Source organism: Rhizobium changzhiense, assembly GCF_013087625.1.
GTDB classification, from domain to species: domain Bacteria; phylum Pseudomonadota; class Alphaproteobacteria; order Rhizobiales; family Rhizobiaceae; genus Rhizobium; species Rhizobium sophorae.
In genome coordinates, this window is record NZ_JABFCQ010000006.1 from 123,041 (window position 1) to 140,619 (window position 17,579).

Below are 17,579 nucleotides of genomic sequence, written 5' to 3' on the forward strand. Positions count from 1 at the left end.
GCTTGTAAAGATGGCTTTTTTTGATGCTTACCAAAAGGAATTTTTATGCCAGACCGTCGGCCTGAGCTGGGATGGATGCGCGTCTTTGCGGAGGTCGCAAGGCTCGGCAGCTTTTCGGCCGCGGCGGCAGTTCTCGGCCTCACGCAGCCCGCCGTCAGCTATCAGATTCGGCGGCTAGAAGAGCAGTTCGGCGTCGCCCTGCTGCGTCGACAGCACCGCGGCGTCGAGTTGACTGAGGAGGGCGAACGCCTTTTCCAGGTCGCGGCCAAGACGGTTGGTGACATCGATGCCCTGGCGCGCAGTTTCCGCGCTGAGGCTCAAAGGCCGGTCGTCAGACTGAGAACCGACTATGCCTTTTCGGCGCTATGGCTGATCCCGCGCATGCACGGCTTTCGCCTCCTTCACCCCGAAATGGATATACAGATCGTCGCGACCCAGAGGCTTGAGCCCGGCTTTCGTGACGACGCAGATGTGGGGGTGGTTTTCGGCACAAAGGCGGAATTCGGCGCTATCGGATCGCTTCTGCTGAAGGAAGAAGTCGTGCCCGTCTGCACGCGAGGCTTTCTCGATCGCAACGGCCCGTTCGACGATCCGCAGCAGCTTGCCAAGTCGATCCTGATCCATCTCGACTCGCCGATGCCATCGCCGTGGTTCGACTGGCGAAGTTATTTTGCTGAATTCTCCGTCACTCGCGATCTCCATGCCGGCCGCGGTGATGTCAGCTTCAACACTTACTCGCTGGTCGTCCAGGCCGCTCTCAGCGAACAGGGCGTGGCGATCGGCTGGATGGGGCTGGTCGATACGCTTCTGTCCACGCACATGCTGGTGGAAGCCGGGCCGGCTATCGAGGCCCGCGACCGCGGTTACTGGCTGATACCGCCGCGATCGGCAAATGTTGATAGCGAAAGGCTCAGCAACTGGCTGGTGGATGAAGTCGGCAGGACATGACATTCGGACGGAGGCCGGCGCGTCATTGCATCCGGAATATGTTCGCGCTCAGGAGAGAAGCCTTGTCATGACCGACGCCGATCGACATTGTGGCATCGATTCATAGGGAAGGGGCGAAGCATGTCGCGAACCGTCGGATACGTCGTTGGACTGCTCATGATCCTGTTGGGACTCATCTGGATCGCCCAGGGAAGCGGCTATTTTCCCTATCCCGCGTCCAGTTTCATGATCAACCAAAGCATCTGGGTTCTCTGGGGAATAATAATGGCTGTCGCGGGGCTCGCTGTGACAATCATTGTTTCACGGCTGCGCCGGAGAGGATGAGCCGGCAATCGTGCATGGCTTTGAGGGAATTCGACATCGACAAGTTCCTCGAGCAGAAATATCTGGCGGCTAACGGCCTGTCGAATTGAGGAGAATGGCATGAGCGCAGCTGAAATAGACGGCTTTGCGGACCGGATCAGGCACCACCGGGGCGGCATGATCTCCGCCTGGATCGGTATTCCCGACGCCACGCTCGCCAATCACCTGGCGCAGGAGGCCTTCGACGCCATCGTGCTGGATATGCAGCACGGCATGTGGGACATGCCCTCGGCAGCGAATGCCGTCGCCCAGGTGCGGCTTGCCGGCAAGCCGGCGCTGGCGCGCATACCGGTCGGTGATTTCGCCTCCGCCTCGCGCCTGCTCGATGCCGGCGCCTCCGGCATCATCGCGCCGATGATCAATTCGGTTGAAGACGCGCAAGCCTTCGTCAAGACCACAAAATACCCGCCTCTTGGCGAGCGCAGTTGGGGACCGTCACTGGCGCTCAACCATACAGGGCTGTCGGCCGATGATTATCTGAAGAACGCCAACGCGCTCACCGTTGCCATCGCCATGATCGAGACCCGGGCTGCACTCGAGGCGATCGACGGCATCCTCGGCGTTGCCGGCATCGATGGCATTTTCATCGGTCCTTCCGACCTTTCGATCGCACTCTCGAACGGCGACCAGGTGGCGCCGAACGCCGCCGAGATCGACAGCGCGATGCAGCATGCGGTTTCGCGCTGCCGCGCCCACGGCAAATTCGCCTGCGCCTTCGCCGGCGACGGCGAGCGGGCCGGCGAACTGCTGAAATTCGGCTTCGATCTGGTCATTGCCGGTGCCGAGACCGCGCAGCTGCGCTCCGGCGCCCGCCGCGCCATCAATGCCGCCCGCAGGATCGCTTCGGGAAGTTAGTCGGAGCGCGCTTCATTGCGCAGTTCCCTACCTGACACGCATTTGTTGCGTCGACCCAAGCTTCGCGAAAGCTTTGCCCGGCACAATCTCCCGCAATTGGGGGACCGTCTATGGATGATGCAGTAGCTGAGGATCGCGTACTCGAATTCGGGGCGAGCCGCGTATATATCGGAAAGTATTCCTACGGCGTTTTGGGGACCAAGGTGTTCACCTACGACCAGGGCGCGTCGTTGCGGGTCGGCAGGTTCTGCTCCGTGGCCATGGATGTGAGTATCCTGCTTGGTGGCGAGCATAAGACCAACTGCTTCACGACCTATCCTTTCGGACATGCGAAATTTTTGTCGCAACTCGGCGGCGAGGGGATCAAACAGCCGAGCGGCACGAAGGGCGACGTTGTTATCGGCAACGATGTCTGGATCGGCTTCGGAGCCACCATCCTTTCGGGCGTTACCATCGGCGATGGCGCGGTCATCGCCGCCCGCTCGCATGTTTATAAGGATGTCGAGCCTTTCGAGATCGTGGGCGGTAATCCGGCTCGGCACATAAGATACCGCTTCAATCCTGAAATCCGCGATCTCATGATGCAGCTCAAATGGTGGGAGCTGCCGGATGAGAGCATCAAGCAGATTTCTGAAATCCTCTTCTGCAGCGAGCCCACCAAGGAGCTTCTCGACCTCATGCTGCAGGCATTCCGGGGACAGGGCACCGACGGTGAGCGGCAGACGGACGCCGCCTGAAGTTTCTGTCAGGCATTCCATCAGCCGCCCGATTTGACTGCCAGCCAGATCACATGCCGGGCGCCGCGTTTGCGGTTGGCGCGGGTATTGACGACCTCGACGGTAAAGCCGCTATCCTTGAGACGCCACGTGAAATCGGGGTCCGGACCGGACGACCAGACGGCGAGCACCCCGCCGGGGCGAAGCGCGTCGCGGGCGGCGCGAAGGCCGGCGAAATCGTAGAGCCGATCGTTGGATTTGCGGGTCAGGCCATCAGGGCCGTTATCGACATCGAGCAGGATTGCGTCATAGGCGCCTTTGCCGGCACGGATCGCCTCGCCGACATCGCCCTGATGGATGCCGACGCGCGGATCGTCGAGACAGCCCTTGAAGACCTCGGCCATCGACCCGCGTGCCCAGGCGATCACGGCAGGCACCAGTTCGGCGACGGTGACGCCGGCGTCTTCCGGGAGGACGGCTAGAGCGGCGCGCAGGGTAAAGCCCATGCCGAGACCGCCGATCAAGATCCTTGGCTTCGGATTCATTTTGATCCGATCCCAGGAAAGGCTCGCCAGCGCTTCCTCCGAGCCGCTGAGGCGGCTGTTCATCAGCTCGTTGGCGCCGAGCATTATCGAGAACTCGCCGCCGCGCCGCTTCAGCCGCAATTCGCCGTTTTCACCGGGAATGGTCGCGGAATCGAGCTGGATCCAGGGCAGCATGACGGTATCGCCTCATATGAAAGAGACCGTCCCTAGCATGGGGCGCCAGATGAGGCCAGCAAGCCGGCCTCACATCATCCGCATGAAATGATCCTGCTCTAATTCGACGATGTCGTCCTGCGGAACGGCCGAACGGCGGCGAATATCTTCCACCTCGTCGGGCCTCAGCCGGGCCTTCGGGTCGTCGAAGCGAACCTCCGGATCAGGCACGGCCGAGAGCAGCAGACGGGTATAGGGATGCAGCGGATTGTCGATCACCTTGGCGACGCTGCCCCATTCGACGATCTGGCCGGCATACATCACGGCGATGTCCTCGGCGACATAGCGGGCGGTGGCGATGTCATGGGTGATGTAGAGCAGGCCGAGATTCATCTCCTGCTTCATCTCGTTCAAGAGGTTCAGCACGCCGAGGCGCACGGAGACGTCGAGCATTGAGGTCGGTTCGTCGGCGACGATCACCTCCGGCTTGACGGCCAAGGCGCGAGCGATGTTGACGCGCTGGCGCTGGCCGCCAGAGAGCTCATGCGGATATTTCGGCGCAACGAGATCAGGGTCGAGCCTGACGCGTTCAAGCAGTTCGCGGACCGCGACGTCGATCTTGGCCCCTTTGATCTCCGGGCGATGCAGCTTCAGCGGCCGCCGGAGATGATGGGTGATGGTATGGGCCGGGTTGAGGGAAGCGAAAGGGTCCTGGAAGATCATCTGCACCGAGCGGCGGTAGCGGGCGATCTCGGCGGATTTTGCCGCCTCGACAGGCCGGCCCTTGTAGAGAATTCGGCCCGATGTCGGCAGATATTCGCGCATCGCCATGCGGGCGCAGGTGGTCTTGCCGCTGCCGGATTCGCCGACGAGTGCCAGCGCCCGGCCGGCATGCAGAGAAAACGAGATGGCGCGGGCGGCATGTACGGCCCCGGAACCATGGCCGAAGGTCTTCGTCACCTTGTCGAGTGCGAGAATGGCGTCGGTCATAACAGCACTCCTCCATGCAGCGAGGGGAAGGAAGCCCAGAGCTTTTTCGTGTAGCCATGCTTGGGCGTCCTGTAGATCGCCTCGGCCGTGTTCTGCTCCACCAGCTGGCCGGCGAGCATGATGCCGATGCGGTCGCAGAATTGCACCATCAGCCCGAGATCATGGGTGATGAACAGCACGGAAAAACCGAAGCTGCGGCGCAATTCATTGATGCGCTGCAGGATTTCGCGCTGGACGACGACGTCGAGCGCCGTCGTCGGTTCGTCCATGACGACGAGCTTCGGATCGAGCGCCATGCAGATGGCGATGACGATGCGCTGGCGCATGCCGCCGGAAAACTGGTGCGGATAATCGCGCATGCGGTCCGGCGCGATGTCGACGAGCGTCAGCATCTCGGCGGTGCGCTCGCGGGCTGCAGCGCGGCTCATGCCCTTGTGGGTGCGCAGCATGTCGTAGAATTGCGCCTCGATGCGCAGCACCGGGTTCAGCGAGTTCATCGCGCTCTGGAAGACCATGGCGACCTCGCGCCAGCGGAAGGCGCTGAGCGCCTGCCGGTCGAGGCCGAGCACATCGCGGCCGTCGAGCAGGATGCGGCTCTCCTTGCGGATCAGCGCCGGCGGCTTGTGCAGGCGGCTGATGGCAAAAGCGATGGTGCTCTTGCCGCAGCCGGATTCGCCCGCAAGGCCGAAGACCTCGCCGGGCGCGACATCGAAGCTGACATCGCTAACGGCGCGGAAATCTTTCTCCTCGCCGATATAGTCGATGGTGAGGTTCCTCACCGAGAGCAGCGGCTGCGTCACAGGCGGCCCTCCCCTGTTCGAACGAGCAGGGACCAGCGCTTCAGGTGATTGCCGGTGCGCAGCCGCGGATTGGCGATTTCGTCGACGGCGAAGTTCAGCAATGACATGCCGATGCCGAGGAAGGCGAGCGCGAAGCAGGGGGTGAGAATATCCCACCAGGCGCCGACAGAAAGGGCCGAGGCCTTCTGCGCATTGTAGAGCATGGTGCCCCAGGAGATCGCTCTCGGATCGCCGAGGCCGAGGAATTCCAGTGTCGCCTCGGTGATGATCGCGAAGATGACGCTGCCGATGAAATTGATGCCGACGATTGAAATCACGTTGGGAAAGATTTCGAATGTCATGATGCGCCATTGCGGCTCACCCATCATCTCGGCCGATTTGACGAAATCCTTCTGCTTGACGGAGAGCGTTTCGGCACGAGTGACGCGTGCGCCCCATGCCCAGGAGGTGGCACCAAGGATAAGGGCGATGACGAGAGGGCTTGCCTGGCCGATGAAGGCGGCGAGGACCAGCAGAAGCGGCAAGTTCGGAACGACCAGCACCATGTTGGTGAAGAAGCTGATGATCTCGTCGGTCTTGCCGCCGCGATAGCCGGAGATGATGCCGAGTGCGGTGCCGACGAGTGTGATCAGCAGGCCGGCGCCGAAGCCGACGGCAAGCGAAGTCCGGGCGCCATAGATCAACCGGGCGAAGACATCCTGGCCGATGCGGGTGGTGCCGAGGATATGATCGAGCGATGGCGGCTGGTGCGGCCGCCCGGTGCGGGCGGCGGGATCGTACTGTGTCAGCAGCGGCGCTGCGATCGCGACGAGGACGATGAAGGCGATGATGACGAGACCGACGAGCGCCTTGCGGTTTCGAAGCAGGGTCTTCATCTCACGCTCCCTTCAGCCGCGGGTCGAGCAGCACATAGCTGACGTCGACGATAAAATTGGCGATCAGCATGGTCGCGGTCATGATGAGCAACTGGCCCTGGATGACGGGGTAATCGCGGGCGAGGATCGCCTGGTAGAGAATGTTGCCGAGGCCGGGGTAATTATAGACGACCTCCGTCACCAGCGAGCCGCCGAGGATGGTGCCGATGGCGATGGCAAGGCTGGAGACAGTTGGCAATAGGGCGTTGCGAGCTGCGTACCAGAGCATCACATGCCGGTCGGAAAGGCCCTTGGCGCGGGCCATGACGATATAGTCCTCGCCGAGCAGGTTGATCATGTTGTTGCGCATGGTGACGGTGAAGCCGCCGATCAGCACGGTGCAGAGCGTCACCATCGGCAGGATGCCGTGATAGGCGAGGCTGCCGATATATTGGAGGCTGAAGGCCGGATCGAGCGATGGGTCGGCGGCATAACCATTCGGAAACCAGCCGAGTGTGAAGCCGAAGACGAAGAGCACGATCAGCGAGGTGACGACGGCCGGCACCGAGGTCGCGAAGATCGCGCCGACGGAGACGACGACGTCGAACTTGCTGCCGCGGCGCCAGGCAGCGACGATGCCGAGAAAGGTGCCGAGGGCGAAGCTGACGATCGTCGCCGTGCCCATCAAGCCGACGGTCCAGACGAGCGCATGGCCGAGCACCGAGGTGACGGGTAGCGGGAAATATTTGATCGAGCGGCCGAGATCGCCGGTGAAGATGCTGCCGAGATAGGTGAGGTATTGTTGCCAGAGTGGACCGTCGACGAAACCGAAGGTGAGCTTCAGCGCCTGCAGGCTTTCCGGCGGCAATTCGGTGCCGGCGCTCGAGAACATGATCTGCACGGGATCGCCCGGCATCAGACGCGGCAGGAAGAAATTGATCGTCGCTGCCGCGATGAAGGCTGCCACGTAGAAGACGAGGCGGCGAAGCAGGAAAGCCATGGGGACTCCGTCGTGACGGAGCGGCGCTTTGCGCCGCTCCCGAGGATTGCGATGCTTACTTGACCGGCTCGAGAGCAAGCAGGTTCAGCAGGCGTGCCGGATTGGTCCGCGAGATCGACGGATTGACGAAGGGATTTTCCTTGGTCGACCAGCCGGTGAAGCGCTTGGTGTTGTATTGATACCAGTTCGGATTGTTGAACACCGGAATCATCGGCATGTTTTCGGCGACGATGCGCTGCGCCTTGTTCATCGCGTCCTTCTGCTTGGCAAGGTCGGCGGTATGAGTGAACTCGGCGACGAGTTTTTCGACCTCCGGATTGAACCAGCGCTGCGCGGTGAAGCGGGTCTTGCCCTTGTCCGAGGCGCTGAAGGCGCGCTTATAGGGGTAATAGGGCGAAGCCGATGCCGGCAGGCTGTTGATCGCCGCATCGAAGGTGCCGTTGATGAGGTTGCCGGTCCAGACCGCTTCCTCCGGCGTTTCGATCTTGGCGTCGATGCCGACGGCCTGCATGCCTTCCACGGCGATGTTGACTGTGTCGACCCAGTCCGTCCAGGAGTTCGGGACAATGATGGAGAAGGAGATCTTGCTGCCGTCGGGATTGTCGCGGAAGCCGTCGCCGTCCTGGTCCTTGTAGCCCGCCTCGTCGAGCAGGGCCTTGGCGGCATCGGCATCATAGGTTGCGAACTTGCCGAAGTCGGCCTTGACGGATGGGTCCGCCCAGCTCTTGTAGAGCTCGCCCATCAGGCCGGGGTCTTCGTTCAGCGTCGGATAGCCGTAGCCGGCGACGTCGATCATCGTCTTGCGGTCGAGCGCCATGCCGACGGCACGGCGGAATTTCAGGTCGTTGAAGGCCTTCTTGTTGTTCTCGTTCGCCGTTTCCAAGTTGAACAGAAAGGCGACCATGCTGCTCGGCGAATACCAGTAATGGAAGTGCGCCGGATCCTTGGAAACATAGACATTGTCGATGTCGGGAATGAAGGAGACGCCCCAGTCGAGCGTGCCGTCGGCCGTTGCCGTCAGGATCTGGTTGTTGTCGGCAAGCTGCGGGAAGCGCATGCAATCGACTTTCAGATGGGCATTGTCCCAATAGTGCGGGTTGCGGCACTGGTCATAGGTCTGGCCGGTGAAGCGCGGCACTTCCGTCAGCGGGCCACTGCCGACCGGGGTTTCGTTGGCGAAGGTGACCGGGTCGGAGATGTCCTTCCAGACATGTTCCGGAACGATCGGCAACTGTGAGATCTGCTCGGCGGCAAGCGAGCTCGGATTGGCGAGCGTGAAGCGCACCGTCTGACCGTCGACGGCCTGCACGTCGGTGACGAAGGTCCAGATGCTGACGAAGTCGAGCGCCGGGAATTTCTTCAGGTAATCATAGGTGAACTTGACGTCGGCCGCCGTCAGCGGCTTGCCGTCAGACCATTTCAGGTCTGAGCGCAGCTTGAATTCGATGCTCTTCAGATCATCAGAGAGCTTGAAGCTTTCGGCCAGGCGATAGACCGGCTTGTTGCTGTCGAAGCGGTTGAAGACGACCAGCGGCTCGTAGATGAAATCGAGCGTCGACTGGCGCGCCGAGGTCTGGTTGAACGGGTTGAAGTTGCGAACCCAGGTCGTCGCCGGTTCGATATTCACTGTGAGGACCGTCTGCGCCATGGCCGATCCCGAAAGCAGCGTCAGCGCGGCGGCAAGAAGATATTTTTTCATGTTCTATTCCCCTTTTCTTATGCGGTGAGAGTTGGCGCGCCGGTCAGGAGACCAGCGCGCTTGCAAACATGTTTTCGACTTCTGCGTGGGCGGCGCGGACATCGATCTTGAGATTGCCGAGGCGCGCCTTGCCGGCGACGATCCGCTGCAGGGCGGCGTCCGTCAGCGGGCGGGCGGCCTTGGCGGCGGCTTCGCTTTCCGGGATGTCGCCGTGGCTGTGGAGCGCGATGTCAAAGCCTGCGTCGAGCACCTGCTTGACGCGCTCCGGCAGGGTGCCGGAGAGCGATTCCATGAAGATGCAGTCGGAAATCAGCACGCCGTCATAGCCCATATCGTTGCGGATCACGTCGTGCATGATCGGCGAGACCGACGCCGGCAGCTCCGCGTCATAGGCCGAATAGACGACATGGGCGACCATCGCCCATGGCGTATCCTTCAGCGCCACGAAGGGCTTGAAATCGGTGGCGGTAAGCGTCTCGCGGCTGGCATTGACCACCGGACGTTCCTTGTGGGAGTCGAGCGTCGCACGGCCATGGCCGGGAATATGCTTGATGACAGGCATATTGCCGGTCTCGAGCAGGCCATCGACGACCTCGCGGCCGAGGGCAGCGATGAAATCGGGATCAGGGCCGAAGGAGCGGGCGCCGATGACCGCACTCGTCGTCTCGAAGACGAGGTCGAGAACGGGCGAGCATCCGCTGGAAAGGCCGAGTTCCGCCATCATCGCGCCCATGGCCTGGGAGGAAAGGCGCAGTGCTTTTTTGCCGAGATCGAAATCGCGGCGTGCAAGTTCGGCAAACTGGCCGAAGCTGCGGAAGAGCGGCCAGGGGCCGGCATCGAGATGCTGAACGCGGCCGCCTTCCTGGTCGGTGAAGACAGGCGCGTCGTCGCGACCGACGGCTTCGCGGAAACGCTCGATCAGCCGCTTCGTCTGCTCCGGCTCGCGCTGATTGCGTCGGCCGACGAACAGGCCGAGCGGATTGGTTTCGCGAAAGAGGGCGAATTCATCATCCGAAATAGTGGGATTCGGAAGGCCGACGAAAAGGGCGAGCGGGGTCGAGGACAATTCTGGTGCTCCGGTATCAGATGGTCATTTCGGCGCGCTTCTCAGCATGCCTTCGTAGATGCCCTTATCGAGGGCGGGGATGATGGTTGCGCCTGCAGTCTTGGAGTAGAAATCGACCGGCCCGGCATCGCCGATGAAGGCATAGGCGTGGCCGAGCGTTTTCATGGCCTGAAGGCAGGCGGAAAAGAGGGCGAGTCCGATGCCCTTGCCGCGGGCGTCGGGATCGACGCCGGTCGGGCCGAAGAAGCCCCGCGCCGTCGTGTCATAGCAGGCAAAGCCGAGCAGCTTGCCTGCTTCAACGGCGATCAGGCAGGCAACGGGCTGGCGGGAGAAGGCGACCGCGACTTCGCTCGCCCAGTTCTCGCTGAACTGTTCGCGAACCCAGCCGACGATAAGATGCAGTTCCGGGGGGAGGGCCGGACGGATGGAGACGCCGACATCATCGGCTTTGCGTTTCAGGTCGGCGAGCTCAGTGGAATATAGGCTCACAAGCAGGTCTGGCACCTGTCACTCCTCCAGCTATTCCGGTATTGCGGAACATATCCCCTTTTAGTGTCATAGACTTGGCCATCTGGCCGGGCTTGTCAACAGGGTTTTTCAAAGGGCAAAGGGTCGACTCGCCGCTGTCCCCAGGGTTTCAACGCAAAGTAGGTGCCGAACGCAAAACGGCCCGGGAAGGCCGGGCCGTTGTCGATTGGCGGAATATTGGCTGAGCGGACGCCTATTCGCCGTCTTTCCAGAGCGCATGAAAATGCTGCACCGGGCCATGGCCGGAGCCGACGGTGAGTTGTCCGGCAGCCGCGACCGCGCCGGCGAGATAATCCTTGGCGATGGCGACGGCCTCCTGCGCCGAAGCGCCCTTGGCGAGCTCGGCCGTCAGCGCGCTGGAGAGCGTGCAGCCGGTGCCGTGGGTGTTCTTGGTCGGCACGCGCTTGGCTTCAAACCAGTGCAGGCCGGCCCCCGTGGCAAGCACGTCAGGGCTCTCGTCGCTGTCGAGATGGCCGCCCTTGACCAGCACCGCGGCCGGGCCAAGCGCCCGCAGGCGCTCGGCCTGTTCCGCCATCTCAGCGCGGTTTGTCGCCACCGGCTGGTGCAGCAGGGCGGCGGCTTCGGGCAGGTTCGGGGTCAGCAGTGTGGCAAGCGGCAGCAGCCGGCGGGTCAGCACGTCGACCGCTTCAGGCGCCAGTAGAGCGGCTCCACCCTTGGCGATCATGACCGGGTCGATAACGATCGGAATGTCGCGGTGGTCAGTCAGCGCACCGACAACGGCGTCGGCGATGCCGGCATTGGCGATCATGCCGATCTTGACGGCATCGACGCGCACGTCGGCAAAGACGGCATTGATCTGATCGGCGACGAATTGCGGCGGCACCAGATGCACGCCGCTGACGCCTTGCGTGTTCTGCGCCGTCAGCGCGGTCAGCACCGCCATGCCGTAGACGCCGCGGGCGGAAAAGGCCTTGAGATCGGCCTGGATGCCGGCGCCGCCGGAGGGATCGGAGCCGGCGATCGAGAGAACATTGCGGATCATGCGCGGACCTTTCGAATTTCTGCAGCGATGCGGCGCGTAGCGGCTTCCGGATCGGGCGTGCCGCAGATGGCTGAGACGACGGCAAGCCCCCGGGCGCCCGCGGCGAACACTTGGGCGACATGATCCGCCTTGAGCCCGCCGATCGCGACTGATGGCACTGGCGAGGCCTTTACCAGCCTTGCAAGTCCGTCAAAGCCGATCGGCTGCTTGTGATCGGCCTTGGTCGGTGTCGCAAACACCGGCCCGACGCCGGTGTAATCGACGAGATCAGGATCGACCGCATTAGCAAGCGCCTCGCTCTCGACCGAAAGGCCGAGGATCATCTCGGGGCCGACCATCGCGCGCGCTCTCATCGCATCCATGTCTTCCTGGCCGATATGCAGGCCGTCCGCGCCGATGGCGATTGCCGCCTCGACGTCATCGTTGACGATGAGGAGGGCGCCGGTCCCATTCAGCGCCTGTTTCAAGGCGCGGCCGGTCTCGACCATCTTGATGGTGCCGGCGTGTTTGTCGCGCAACTGCACCATGGTCGCACCGCCGGCAACGGCAAGGCGCGCGGTTTCGACCATGCCGATCCCGGCACAGAGATCGGGGTCGAGGACGAGATAGAGTGAAAGGTCGAAAGCCTTCATGCGGCCGATATCCTTGCCCTGGCGTCAAGCGTTTCGGCGTCGAGCGCGGCCAGCGCATCGAGGAAGCGCCAGGAGAAGGAGCCGGGGCCAGCCGCCCCAAGTGCTGCCTCCTCGCCGGCGATGGCGAAGGTTGCAAGTGCTGCGACCGTCGCGCCGAAGATATCCTCAGGCGCCGTCGCGGCAAAGGCGCCGACGAGGCAGGTCAGCGAGCAACCGAGTGCGGTGACCTGAGGCATCAAGGCCGATCCGCCTTCGATGCGCACGGCCCGCTCGCCGTCGGTGACGAAATCCAACGCGCCGGTAACGGCAACCACCGCCCGCTGCCGCTCAGCCAGCCATCGCGCCGAACCCTCCGCCTGCTCGACCGGATCGCGGCTGTCGACGCCCTGGCCGCGGCTCTCTCCGCCGGCAAGTGCGATGATCTCGGAGGCGTTGCCGCGGATGATCGTGGGCTTGAGGGCCAGCAGTTCGGCGACCGCATTGCGGCGGAAGGCCGTCGCATAATGCGCGACCGGATCGAGCACCCAGGGCTTGCCGGCTGATGTCGCCGCCTTCGCAGACGCCTGCATGCCGTCGATCCATTGCGTCGACAGCGTGCCGATATTGATTGTCACAGCACTGGCGATCCCGGCGAATTCGCCGGCTTCTTCAGCGGCATGCACCATGGCGGGGGAGGCGCCGGCGGCAAGCAGCACATTTGCGGCGATGTTCATGGCGACGTAATTGGTGATGCACTGAACGAGCGGCGGCTTCTCGCGCATCGCCTTCAGCATAGCTCCTGGTGTGGTCCTGGTCTGCATATGGCCCCTTTCAGGCGGGGGCGGGCACGGGGCGGTTCGTGCGGGCAGTGCCGCGGCCCCGAGCGACTCCCTCCGCCGGCATTATCCGGTTCAGGTTCGAAGGGTGCTTCTCAGCCCGTCTGTCGACGAACGCCCCTGTCTCTCATCGCGATTCTTTTCGCAGAGAACGGAGGTGATGTCATCCCGAAAATGATCGACGCGGCGCAACGATTGTCGACGATTTGAGAAAGGCGATCAGCCGACGATCTGGCCAGCCGCCGCCGACATCCTCCTTCGCGACATTTTAGTCATGTCTCAGTCCTTCAGTCACGCATGCGCTTCCCTGCCACGGTAGACCTCCGGATCGGGGATTGGAACCGCGGCGATCAGTGCGCGGGTGTAGTCATCCCTTGGATTCTCGAAGATATCCCGCCGTGTGCCGGTTTCGATGATGCGGCCGGCGCGCATGACGGCGACGTTGTGCGACATGCGCTCGACCACCGCCATGTCGTGGGAGATGAAGAGATAGGCGAGCCCCATCGTTTCCTGCAGTTCGAGCAGCAGGTCGAGCACCCGGGCGCGGACGGAGACGTCAAGCGCTGCGACGCTTTCGTCGGCGACGATCAGCTTCGGCTCCAGCGCGAGCGCCCGGGCGATGCAGATGCGCTGGCGCTGGCCGCCTGAAAATTCGTGGGGATAGCGCGTCGCCGCATCAGGCGTCAGGCCGACCCGGCGCAGCAGTTCGGCGACGCGGTCCTGCCGTTCGCTGTGGTTGCCGATGCCGTGGATGATCATCGGTTCGCCGATCGCCTTGCCGACGGCCATGCGCGGGTCGAGCGAGGCATAGGGATCCTGGAAGATCATCTGCGCCGAGCGGCGCACGGGCCGCATCTCGCGCTGGCTGAGGCCGGCGATATTGCGGCCGTCGATCAGGACGTTGCCCTTGAAGGGGATGAGACCGAGGGTGGCCTTGCCCGTCGTCGATTTGCCGGAGCCGCTTTCGCCGACGAGACCGAGCGTTTCACCCGGCAGGATATCGAAGGAAACGCCATCGACGGCCGCAACCGGCGGCTTGCCCTTGAAAAACCGGCTTGCGGCATTGCCGTAGGTGACTGTGAGGTCGCGCACGTTCAGGACCGGCGTGCGGTCCGGATGGAGTGTCTCGACGGCGCGCTGGGTGATGCGCGGCGGACGGTCGGTGCCGGCAAGCGCGCCGAGCCGCGGGACGGCGGCCAGCAATTGCTGGGTATAGGCCTCCTTCGGCCTCTGGAAGACGGCAAGCGCCGTTCCTTGCTCGACGATCCTGCCATTCTGCATGATGACGACGCGATCGGCCATTTCGGCGACGACGCCCATGTCGTGGGTGATGAGGATGATCGAGGCGCCGAATTCGCGCTTCAACTCGCGCATCAGCCTGAGGATCTGCGCCTGTACGGTGACGTCGAGCGCTGTCGTCGGCTCGTCGGCAATCAGCACCTTCGGCCGGCAGGAGAGCGCCATGGCGATCATCACGCGCTGGCGCATGCCGCCGGAAAGCTCGTGCGGATATTGCTTCAGCCGCCGGGCCGGCTCGGTGATCTGCACGGCATCGAGCATCTTCAGGGCCACCGCCTCGGCATTGTCGCTGCCCTGGTGCGCGCGGATTGCCTCGGTCAGCTGGTTGCCGACCGACATGACCGGGTTCAGCGAGGTCATCGGCTCCTGGAATACCATGGCGATATCGCCGCCGCGCACGCTGCGCATGGCCCGGTCGGGAAGCTTGAGCAGGTCGCGCTCGCCGAGCATGATGCTGCCGGAGGCGACCCGCAGCGAGGCTTTCGGCAAGAGCCCCATGATCGACAGCGAGGTGACCGACTTGCCGGAGCCGGATTCGCCGGCAATGCAGAGCGTTTCGCCGCTTGCAAGCTCGAAGCTGACATCCTGGAGCACCGGCTTGCGGCCTTCGGGCGTGCGGGCATCGACGCTCAGATTGCGAAGGCTGAGCACCGGTGCTGCGGCGGGCATGGCTTCGTTCACGCGAACACGATCCTCGGGAAGTAGAAGGAAACCACCCAGTTCGGCTGGTCGACGATCTCGCTGATGCGGAGATCGCCGCAGACCGAGCAGAGCAAATAGGCATCGATGGCGCTCATGCCATGTTCGGCGCCGAGAAGATCGATCATGCGCATAACGCTTTCGCGCGCGCCGGTCATCAGATCAGGGCCAATGCCTGTCGTCACCTCGTAGCCGGCGCCGTCGAGATGGCGGGTTACCGGTTCGGTCGTGGTGAAGCGCGGCGTCTGCAGCTTGGCGTCCTTGACGAGCTCGATCGTCGCTTCGACGTTCATCTGGCTTTCGATCGCCGTGCCGCAGACTTCGCCATCACCCTGGGCGGCATGGGTATCGCCGATCGAAAACAGCGCGCCGTCGACCTCGACGGGCAGGTAGAGCGTCACGCCGGCCGTTAGGTCGCGGATGTCCATGTTGCCGCCGACGCGGCGTGGGGGAACGACGGAGTGGGTGCCGGGCTCGGCTGGTGCGACACCGATCGTGCCGGCGAAGGGCTTCAGCGGCACGCGGCCGCCCGGGCCGTAAAGGGCGGGTACCATGCTGGTCGCGTCATAGGACCAGACGTGCAGCGCCGGAACCTTGAACTGGTCGGCAAGCAGGCCGAAGCCTGGAATATTGGCCGTCCAGCCGACGCCAGAGGGAATGAACTTGCGCAGCGTCACCTTCAGCGCATCGCCAGGCTTGGCGCCTTCGATATAGACCGGGCCGGAGACCGGGTTGATCTTGCCGAAATCGAGCGCGTTCAGCGTTTCCAGCGTCGCGTCGCTTCCGAGCTGGCCACCTGATGAATCCATGCACTCGAAGTGGATCGTCTCGCCGGGCTTGGCGACGACGGCGGGGACGAAATCCTTGTTCCAGCCGAAATTATGCTGGGCGCGGTGAATGGTGTGGGTGCAGGCGATGCACATGTCGTATCTCCCTCGATTTTATAACGCCTTCCCGGCGGGGCCGGGAAGGCTTTGTTTCTTAGGGCTTACTGCTTCACGTAGATCGCGTCGTAATTGATGACGCGGGTCGGATCGATGTAGATGTTGTCAGCACCGCCCATGCGCAGCGATTTGGCGACGACGCGGCGTTCGTTGATGACAGGGATCCATGGCGCATCGGCCATGATGTCGGTGAAGATCTTGCCCCAGGCGGCGGTGCGTTCGGCTGCCTTTGCCGGATCGGACATGGAGTCGGCGGCAACGGCGCGTTTGTCGAGATCGGCATTGCAGTACCACGACCAGTTCCAGCCGCCCGGAACCGCGCCGGCGCAACCGAGGATCGGGCCGTAGAAGTTGGATGGATCCGGGAAGTCGGCGATCCAGGCCATGCCGCCCGACCAGATCATCGGCGCTTCGCCTTCCGTGCCGCCGGCCGAGATGACGTTTGCCTGGGCCAGCGCCCGGACTTCGGCCTTGACGCCGACAGCGGCCAGATCCTGCTGGATCGCCTGGGCGATACGCGGCTGCGGGTCGGTGTTGGTGGAGTAGAGCACGGTCTCGAAGCCGTCGGGATAGCCGGCTTCGGCAAGCAGCGCCTTGGCTTTCGCCACATCATAGGCATAGCCGGTGAAGGCCTTGTCGTAGCCCGGCATCAGCGGCGGCAGCGGCTGGTTGGCAGGCGTTGCGCGGCCGTTGAGGATGCGGGTGATGCGCTCCTTGTTGATCGCCATGTTCAGCGCCTGGCGAACCTTGACGTTATCGAAGGGCTTCACCTTGGTGTTCAGCGTGATGTAGCCGGTGTGCAACTGCTCGCCGTCGACGATCATCTGCGCGCCGTCGGCCGAATTCTTGATTTCGAGGAATTTCGCCGGCGGAATGCCGTCGCCGGCAATATCGACCTCGCCTTTCTGCAGGCGCAAGAGCGCCACCAGCGGCTCCTGGCCGACCTCGACCTTGAAGCTGTCGATATAGGGAACGCCCTTGACGAAATAATCCTTGTTGCGCTCGAAAACGAGCTGCTGACCGATCGTCCAATCCTTCAGGATGAAGGTACCGGAGCCGACCGGTTTCTTGCCGAAGTCGCCGGCGGCCGCCTCGACGGCTTCCTTCGGCACGACCGAGGCGAAGTTGATGGCGAGAACGTGCAGGAAAGTGGCGTCGGGACGCGAGAGGTTGAAGATGACGGTGCTATCGTCAGGCGTCTCGATGCCGGAGAGCGTCGTCGTCTTGCCGCCGGTTTCATCCTCGAAGCCCTTGATGGCGCCGAAGAAGCCGGCGCCGGGTCCCTGCGTCTTCGGGTCGACGGCGCGTTCGATCGAATACTTCACATCGGAGGCGACGACCTCGCGACCGTTCGAGAACTTCACGCCCTTGTGCAGCTTGAAGGTGTAAGTCAAGCCGTCGGGCGAAACGGTGAAGCTTTCGGCAAGCGAGGGAACTGGGTTCGGCGTGCCGGGCGCATAGTCCATCAGGCGGGAATAAAGGCTCTTGATCATCGACCAGTTGACCCAGTCGTAGCCGATTGCCGGGTCGAGCGTGGTGATGTCGTCCTTGTAGGTGACGACGATATCGCCACCCTGCTTGGGCGTTTCCTGCGCCATGACGGACAATGGGGCGAGCGCCACCATCGTTGCCATGGTCGTCTGTTGCAGCCAGCGTTTGAACATCTTGGT

18 protein-coding genes and 1 riboswitch are annotated in these 17,579 nt (G+C 63.0%); of the genes, 4 read left to right on the forward strand and 14 right to left on the reverse strand.

Annotation, left to right across the window (positions count from 1 at the left end; translation table 11 throughout):
* Positions 1-45: 45 nt before the first annotated feature.
* The 4 genes from G9X68_RS25930 to G9X68_RS32230 all read left to right on the forward strand — a co-directional run bounded on the left by G9X68_RS25930 (position 46) and on the right by G9X68_RS32230 (position 2,903).
* Complete coding sequence (locus G9X68_RS25930; protein WP_171604821.1) at positions 46-948, forward strand: choline sulfate utilization transcriptional regulator; 903 nt, start codon at positions 46-48, stop codon at positions 946-948.
* A 120-nt stretch (positions 949-1,068) separates the two neighbouring features.
* Positions 1,069-1,272, forward strand: a complete 204-nt coding sequence (locus tag G9X68_RS25935; RefSeq protein WP_171604822.1) for a hypothetical protein — start codon at positions 1,069-1,071, stop codon at positions 1,270-1,272.
* Between the two features lie 99 nt (positions 1,273-1,371).
* On the forward strand, positions 1,372-2,166 hold the full coding sequence (locus G9X68_RS25940; protein WP_168312224.1) for an HpcH/HpaI aldolase family protein: 795 nt from the start codon (positions 1,372-1,374) through the stop codon (positions 2,164-2,166).
* A 110-nt stretch (positions 2,167-2,276) separates the two neighbouring features.
* Positions 2,277-2,903 (forward strand): CatB-related O-acetyltransferase, encoded by a 627-nt coding sequence (locus G9X68_RS32230; RefSeq protein ID WP_168315090.1) that lies wholly within the window; start codon positions 2,277-2,279, stop codon positions 2,901-2,903.
* Between the two features lie 20 nt (positions 2,904-2,923).
* Here G9X68_RS32230 and G9X68_RS25950 read toward each other — a convergent pair whose 3' ends face one another.
* The 14 genes from G9X68_RS25950 to G9X68_RS26015 form a co-directional block, all read right to left on the reverse strand.
* Positions 2,924-3,601, reverse strand: coding sequence for a spermidine synthase (locus tag G9X68_RS25950; protein WP_171604823.1), 678 nt, complete (start codon positions 3,599-3,601; stop codon positions 2,924-2,926).
* 69 nt (positions 3,602-3,670) lie between these two features.
* A complete protein-coding gene (locus tag G9X68_RS25955) occupies positions 3,671-4,570 on the reverse strand; it encodes an ABC transporter ATP-binding protein (protein ID WP_171604824.1) in 900 nt (299 codons plus the stop codon).
* Entirely contained in the window at positions 4,567-5,370 is an 804-nt protein-coding gene (locus tag G9X68_RS25960; RefSeq protein WP_171604825.1) for an ATP-binding cassette domain-containing protein, read from the reverse strand. The genes G9X68_RS25955 and G9X68_RS25960 overlap by 4 nt, the downstream gene beginning before the upstream one ends.
* On the reverse strand, positions 5,367-6,245 hold the full coding sequence (locus G9X68_RS25965) for an ABC transporter permease (protein ID WP_033183630.1): 879 nt from the start codon (positions 6,243-6,245) through the stop codon (positions 5,367-5,369). Before G9X68_RS25965 ends, G9X68_RS25960 begins: the two co-directional genes overlap by 4 nt.
* Position 6,246: 1 nt before the next feature.
* Positions 6,247-7,224 carry an ABC transporter permease gene (locus G9X68_RS25970; protein ID WP_171604826.1) on the reverse strand — a complete coding sequence of 326 codons (978 nt, stop codon included), beginning with the start codon at positions 7,222-7,224 and terminating at the stop codon, positions 6,247-6,249.
* A gap of 55 nt (positions 7,225-7,279) precedes the next feature.
* Positions 7,280-8,923 carry an ABC transporter substrate-binding protein gene (locus G9X68_RS25975; RefSeq protein ID WP_171604827.1) on the reverse strand — a complete coding sequence of 548 codons (1,644 nt, stop codon included), beginning with the start codon at positions 8,921-8,923 and terminating at the stop codon, positions 7,280-7,282.
* Between the two features lie 43 nt (positions 8,924-8,966).
* Positions 8,967-9,989 carry a glycoside hydrolase family 3 protein gene (locus G9X68_RS25980; RefSeq protein ID WP_168315096.1) on the reverse strand — a complete coding sequence of 341 codons (1,023 nt, stop codon included), beginning with the start codon at positions 9,987-9,989 and terminating at the stop codon, positions 8,967-8,969.
* Positions 9,990-10,013: 24 nt separating this feature from the next.
* Positions 10,014-10,493, reverse strand: coding sequence for a GNAT family N-acetyltransferase (locus G9X68_RS25985; RefSeq protein ID WP_171604828.1), 480 nt, complete (start codon positions 10,491-10,493; stop codon positions 10,014-10,016).
* A 217-nt stretch (positions 10,494-10,710) separates the two neighbouring features.
* Positions 10,711-11,520, reverse strand: coding sequence for a bifunctional hydroxymethylpyrimidine kinase/phosphomethylpyrimidine kinase (thiD, locus tag G9X68_RS25990; protein WP_171604829.1), 810 nt, complete (start codon positions 11,518-11,520; stop codon positions 10,711-10,713).
* Complete coding sequence (gene thiE / locus G9X68_RS25995; protein WP_168312235.1) at positions 11,517-12,152, reverse strand: thiamine phosphate synthase; 636 nt, start codon at positions 12,150-12,152, stop codon at positions 11,517-11,519. Before thiE ends, thiD begins: the two co-directional genes overlap by 4 nt.
* Positions 12,149-12,952 carry a hydroxyethylthiazole kinase gene (gene thiM, locus G9X68_RS26000; RefSeq protein WP_171604830.1) on the reverse strand — a complete coding sequence of 268 codons (804 nt, stop codon included), beginning with the start codon at positions 12,950-12,952 and terminating at the stop codon, positions 12,149-12,151. Before thiM ends, thiE begins: the two co-directional genes overlap by 4 nt.
* Positions 12,953-13,002: 50 nt before the next feature.
* A riboswitch (TPP riboswitch) is annotated at positions 13,003-13,099 on the reverse strand.
* 159 nt (positions 13,100-13,258) lie between these two features.
* Positions 13,259-14,947 (reverse strand): dipeptide ABC transporter ATP-binding protein, encoded by a 1,689-nt coding sequence (locus G9X68_RS26005; RefSeq protein WP_171604831.1) that lies wholly within the window; start codon positions 14,945-14,947, stop codon positions 13,259-13,261.
* Positions 14,944-15,888, reverse strand: coding sequence for an acetamidase/formamidase family protein (locus G9X68_RS26010; protein ID WP_171604832.1), 945 nt, complete (start codon positions 15,886-15,888; stop codon positions 14,944-14,946). Before G9X68_RS26010 ends, G9X68_RS26005 begins: the two co-directional genes overlap by 4 nt.
* A gap of 65 nt (positions 15,889-15,953) precedes the next feature.
* Positions 15,954-17,573 carry an ABC transporter substrate-binding protein gene (locus tag G9X68_RS26015; RefSeq protein WP_171604833.1) on the reverse strand — a complete coding sequence of 540 codons (1,620 nt, stop codon included), beginning with the start codon at positions 17,571-17,573 and terminating at the stop codon, positions 15,954-15,956.
* Positions 17,574-17,579 lie beyond the last annotated feature (6 nt).

Bases quoted from the DNA above. Each gene is read 5' to 3' on its own strand.
- G9X68_RS25970 (WP_171604826.1), bottom strand. From the start codon at position 7,224: ATGGCTTTCCTGCTTCGCCGCCTCGTCTTCTACGTGGCAGCCTTCATC.
- G9X68_RS25935 (WP_171604822.1), top strand. From the start codon at position 1,069: ATGTCGCGAACCGTCGGATACGTCGTTGGACTGCTCATGATCCTGTTG.
- G9X68_RS25965 (WP_033183630.1), bottom strand. From the start codon at position 6,245: ATGAAGACCCTGCTTCGAAACCGCAAGGCGCTCGTCGGTCTCGTCATC.
- thiM (WP_171604830.1), bottom strand. From the start codon at position 12,952: ATGCAGACCAGGACCACACCAGGAGCTATGCTGAAGGCGATGCGCGAG.
- G9X68_RS32230 (WP_168315090.1), top strand. From the start codon at position 2,277: ATGGATGATGCAGTAGCTGAGGATCGCGTACTCGAATTCGGGGCGAGC.
- G9X68_RS26015 (WP_171604833.1), bottom strand. From the start codon at position 17,573: ATGTTCAAACGCTGGCTGCAACAGACGACCATGGCAACGATGGTGGCG.
- thiD (WP_171604829.1), bottom strand. From the start codon at position 11,520: ATGATCCGCAATGTTCTCTCGATCGCCGGCTCCGATCCCTCCGGCGGC.
- G9X68_RS25955 (WP_171604824.1), bottom strand. From the start codon at position 4,570: ATGACCGACGCCATTCTCGCACTCGACAAGGTGACGAAGACCTTCGGC.
- G9X68_RS25930 (WP_171604821.1), top strand. From the start codon at position 46: ATGCCAGACCGTCGGCCTGAGCTGGGATGGATGCGCGTCTTTGCGGAG.
- G9X68_RS25975 (WP_171604827.1), bottom strand. From the start codon at position 8,923: ATGAAAAAATATCTTCTTGCCGCCGCGCTGACGCTGCTTTCGGGATCG.
- G9X68_RS26010 (WP_171604832.1), bottom strand. From the start codon at position 15,888: ATGTGCATCGCCTGCACCCACACCATTCACCGCGCCCAGCATAATTTC.
- G9X68_RS25940 (WP_168312224.1), top strand. From the start codon at position 1,372: ATGAGCGCAGCTGAAATAGACGGCTTTGCGGACCGGATCAGGCACCAC.
- thiE (WP_168312235.1), bottom strand. From the start codon at position 12,152: ATGAAGGCTTTCGACCTTTCACTCTATCTCGTCCTCGACCCCGATCTC.
- G9X68_RS25950 (WP_171604823.1), bottom strand. From the start codon at position 3,601: ATGCTGCCCTGGATCCAGCTCGATTCCGCGACCATTCCCGGTGAAAAC.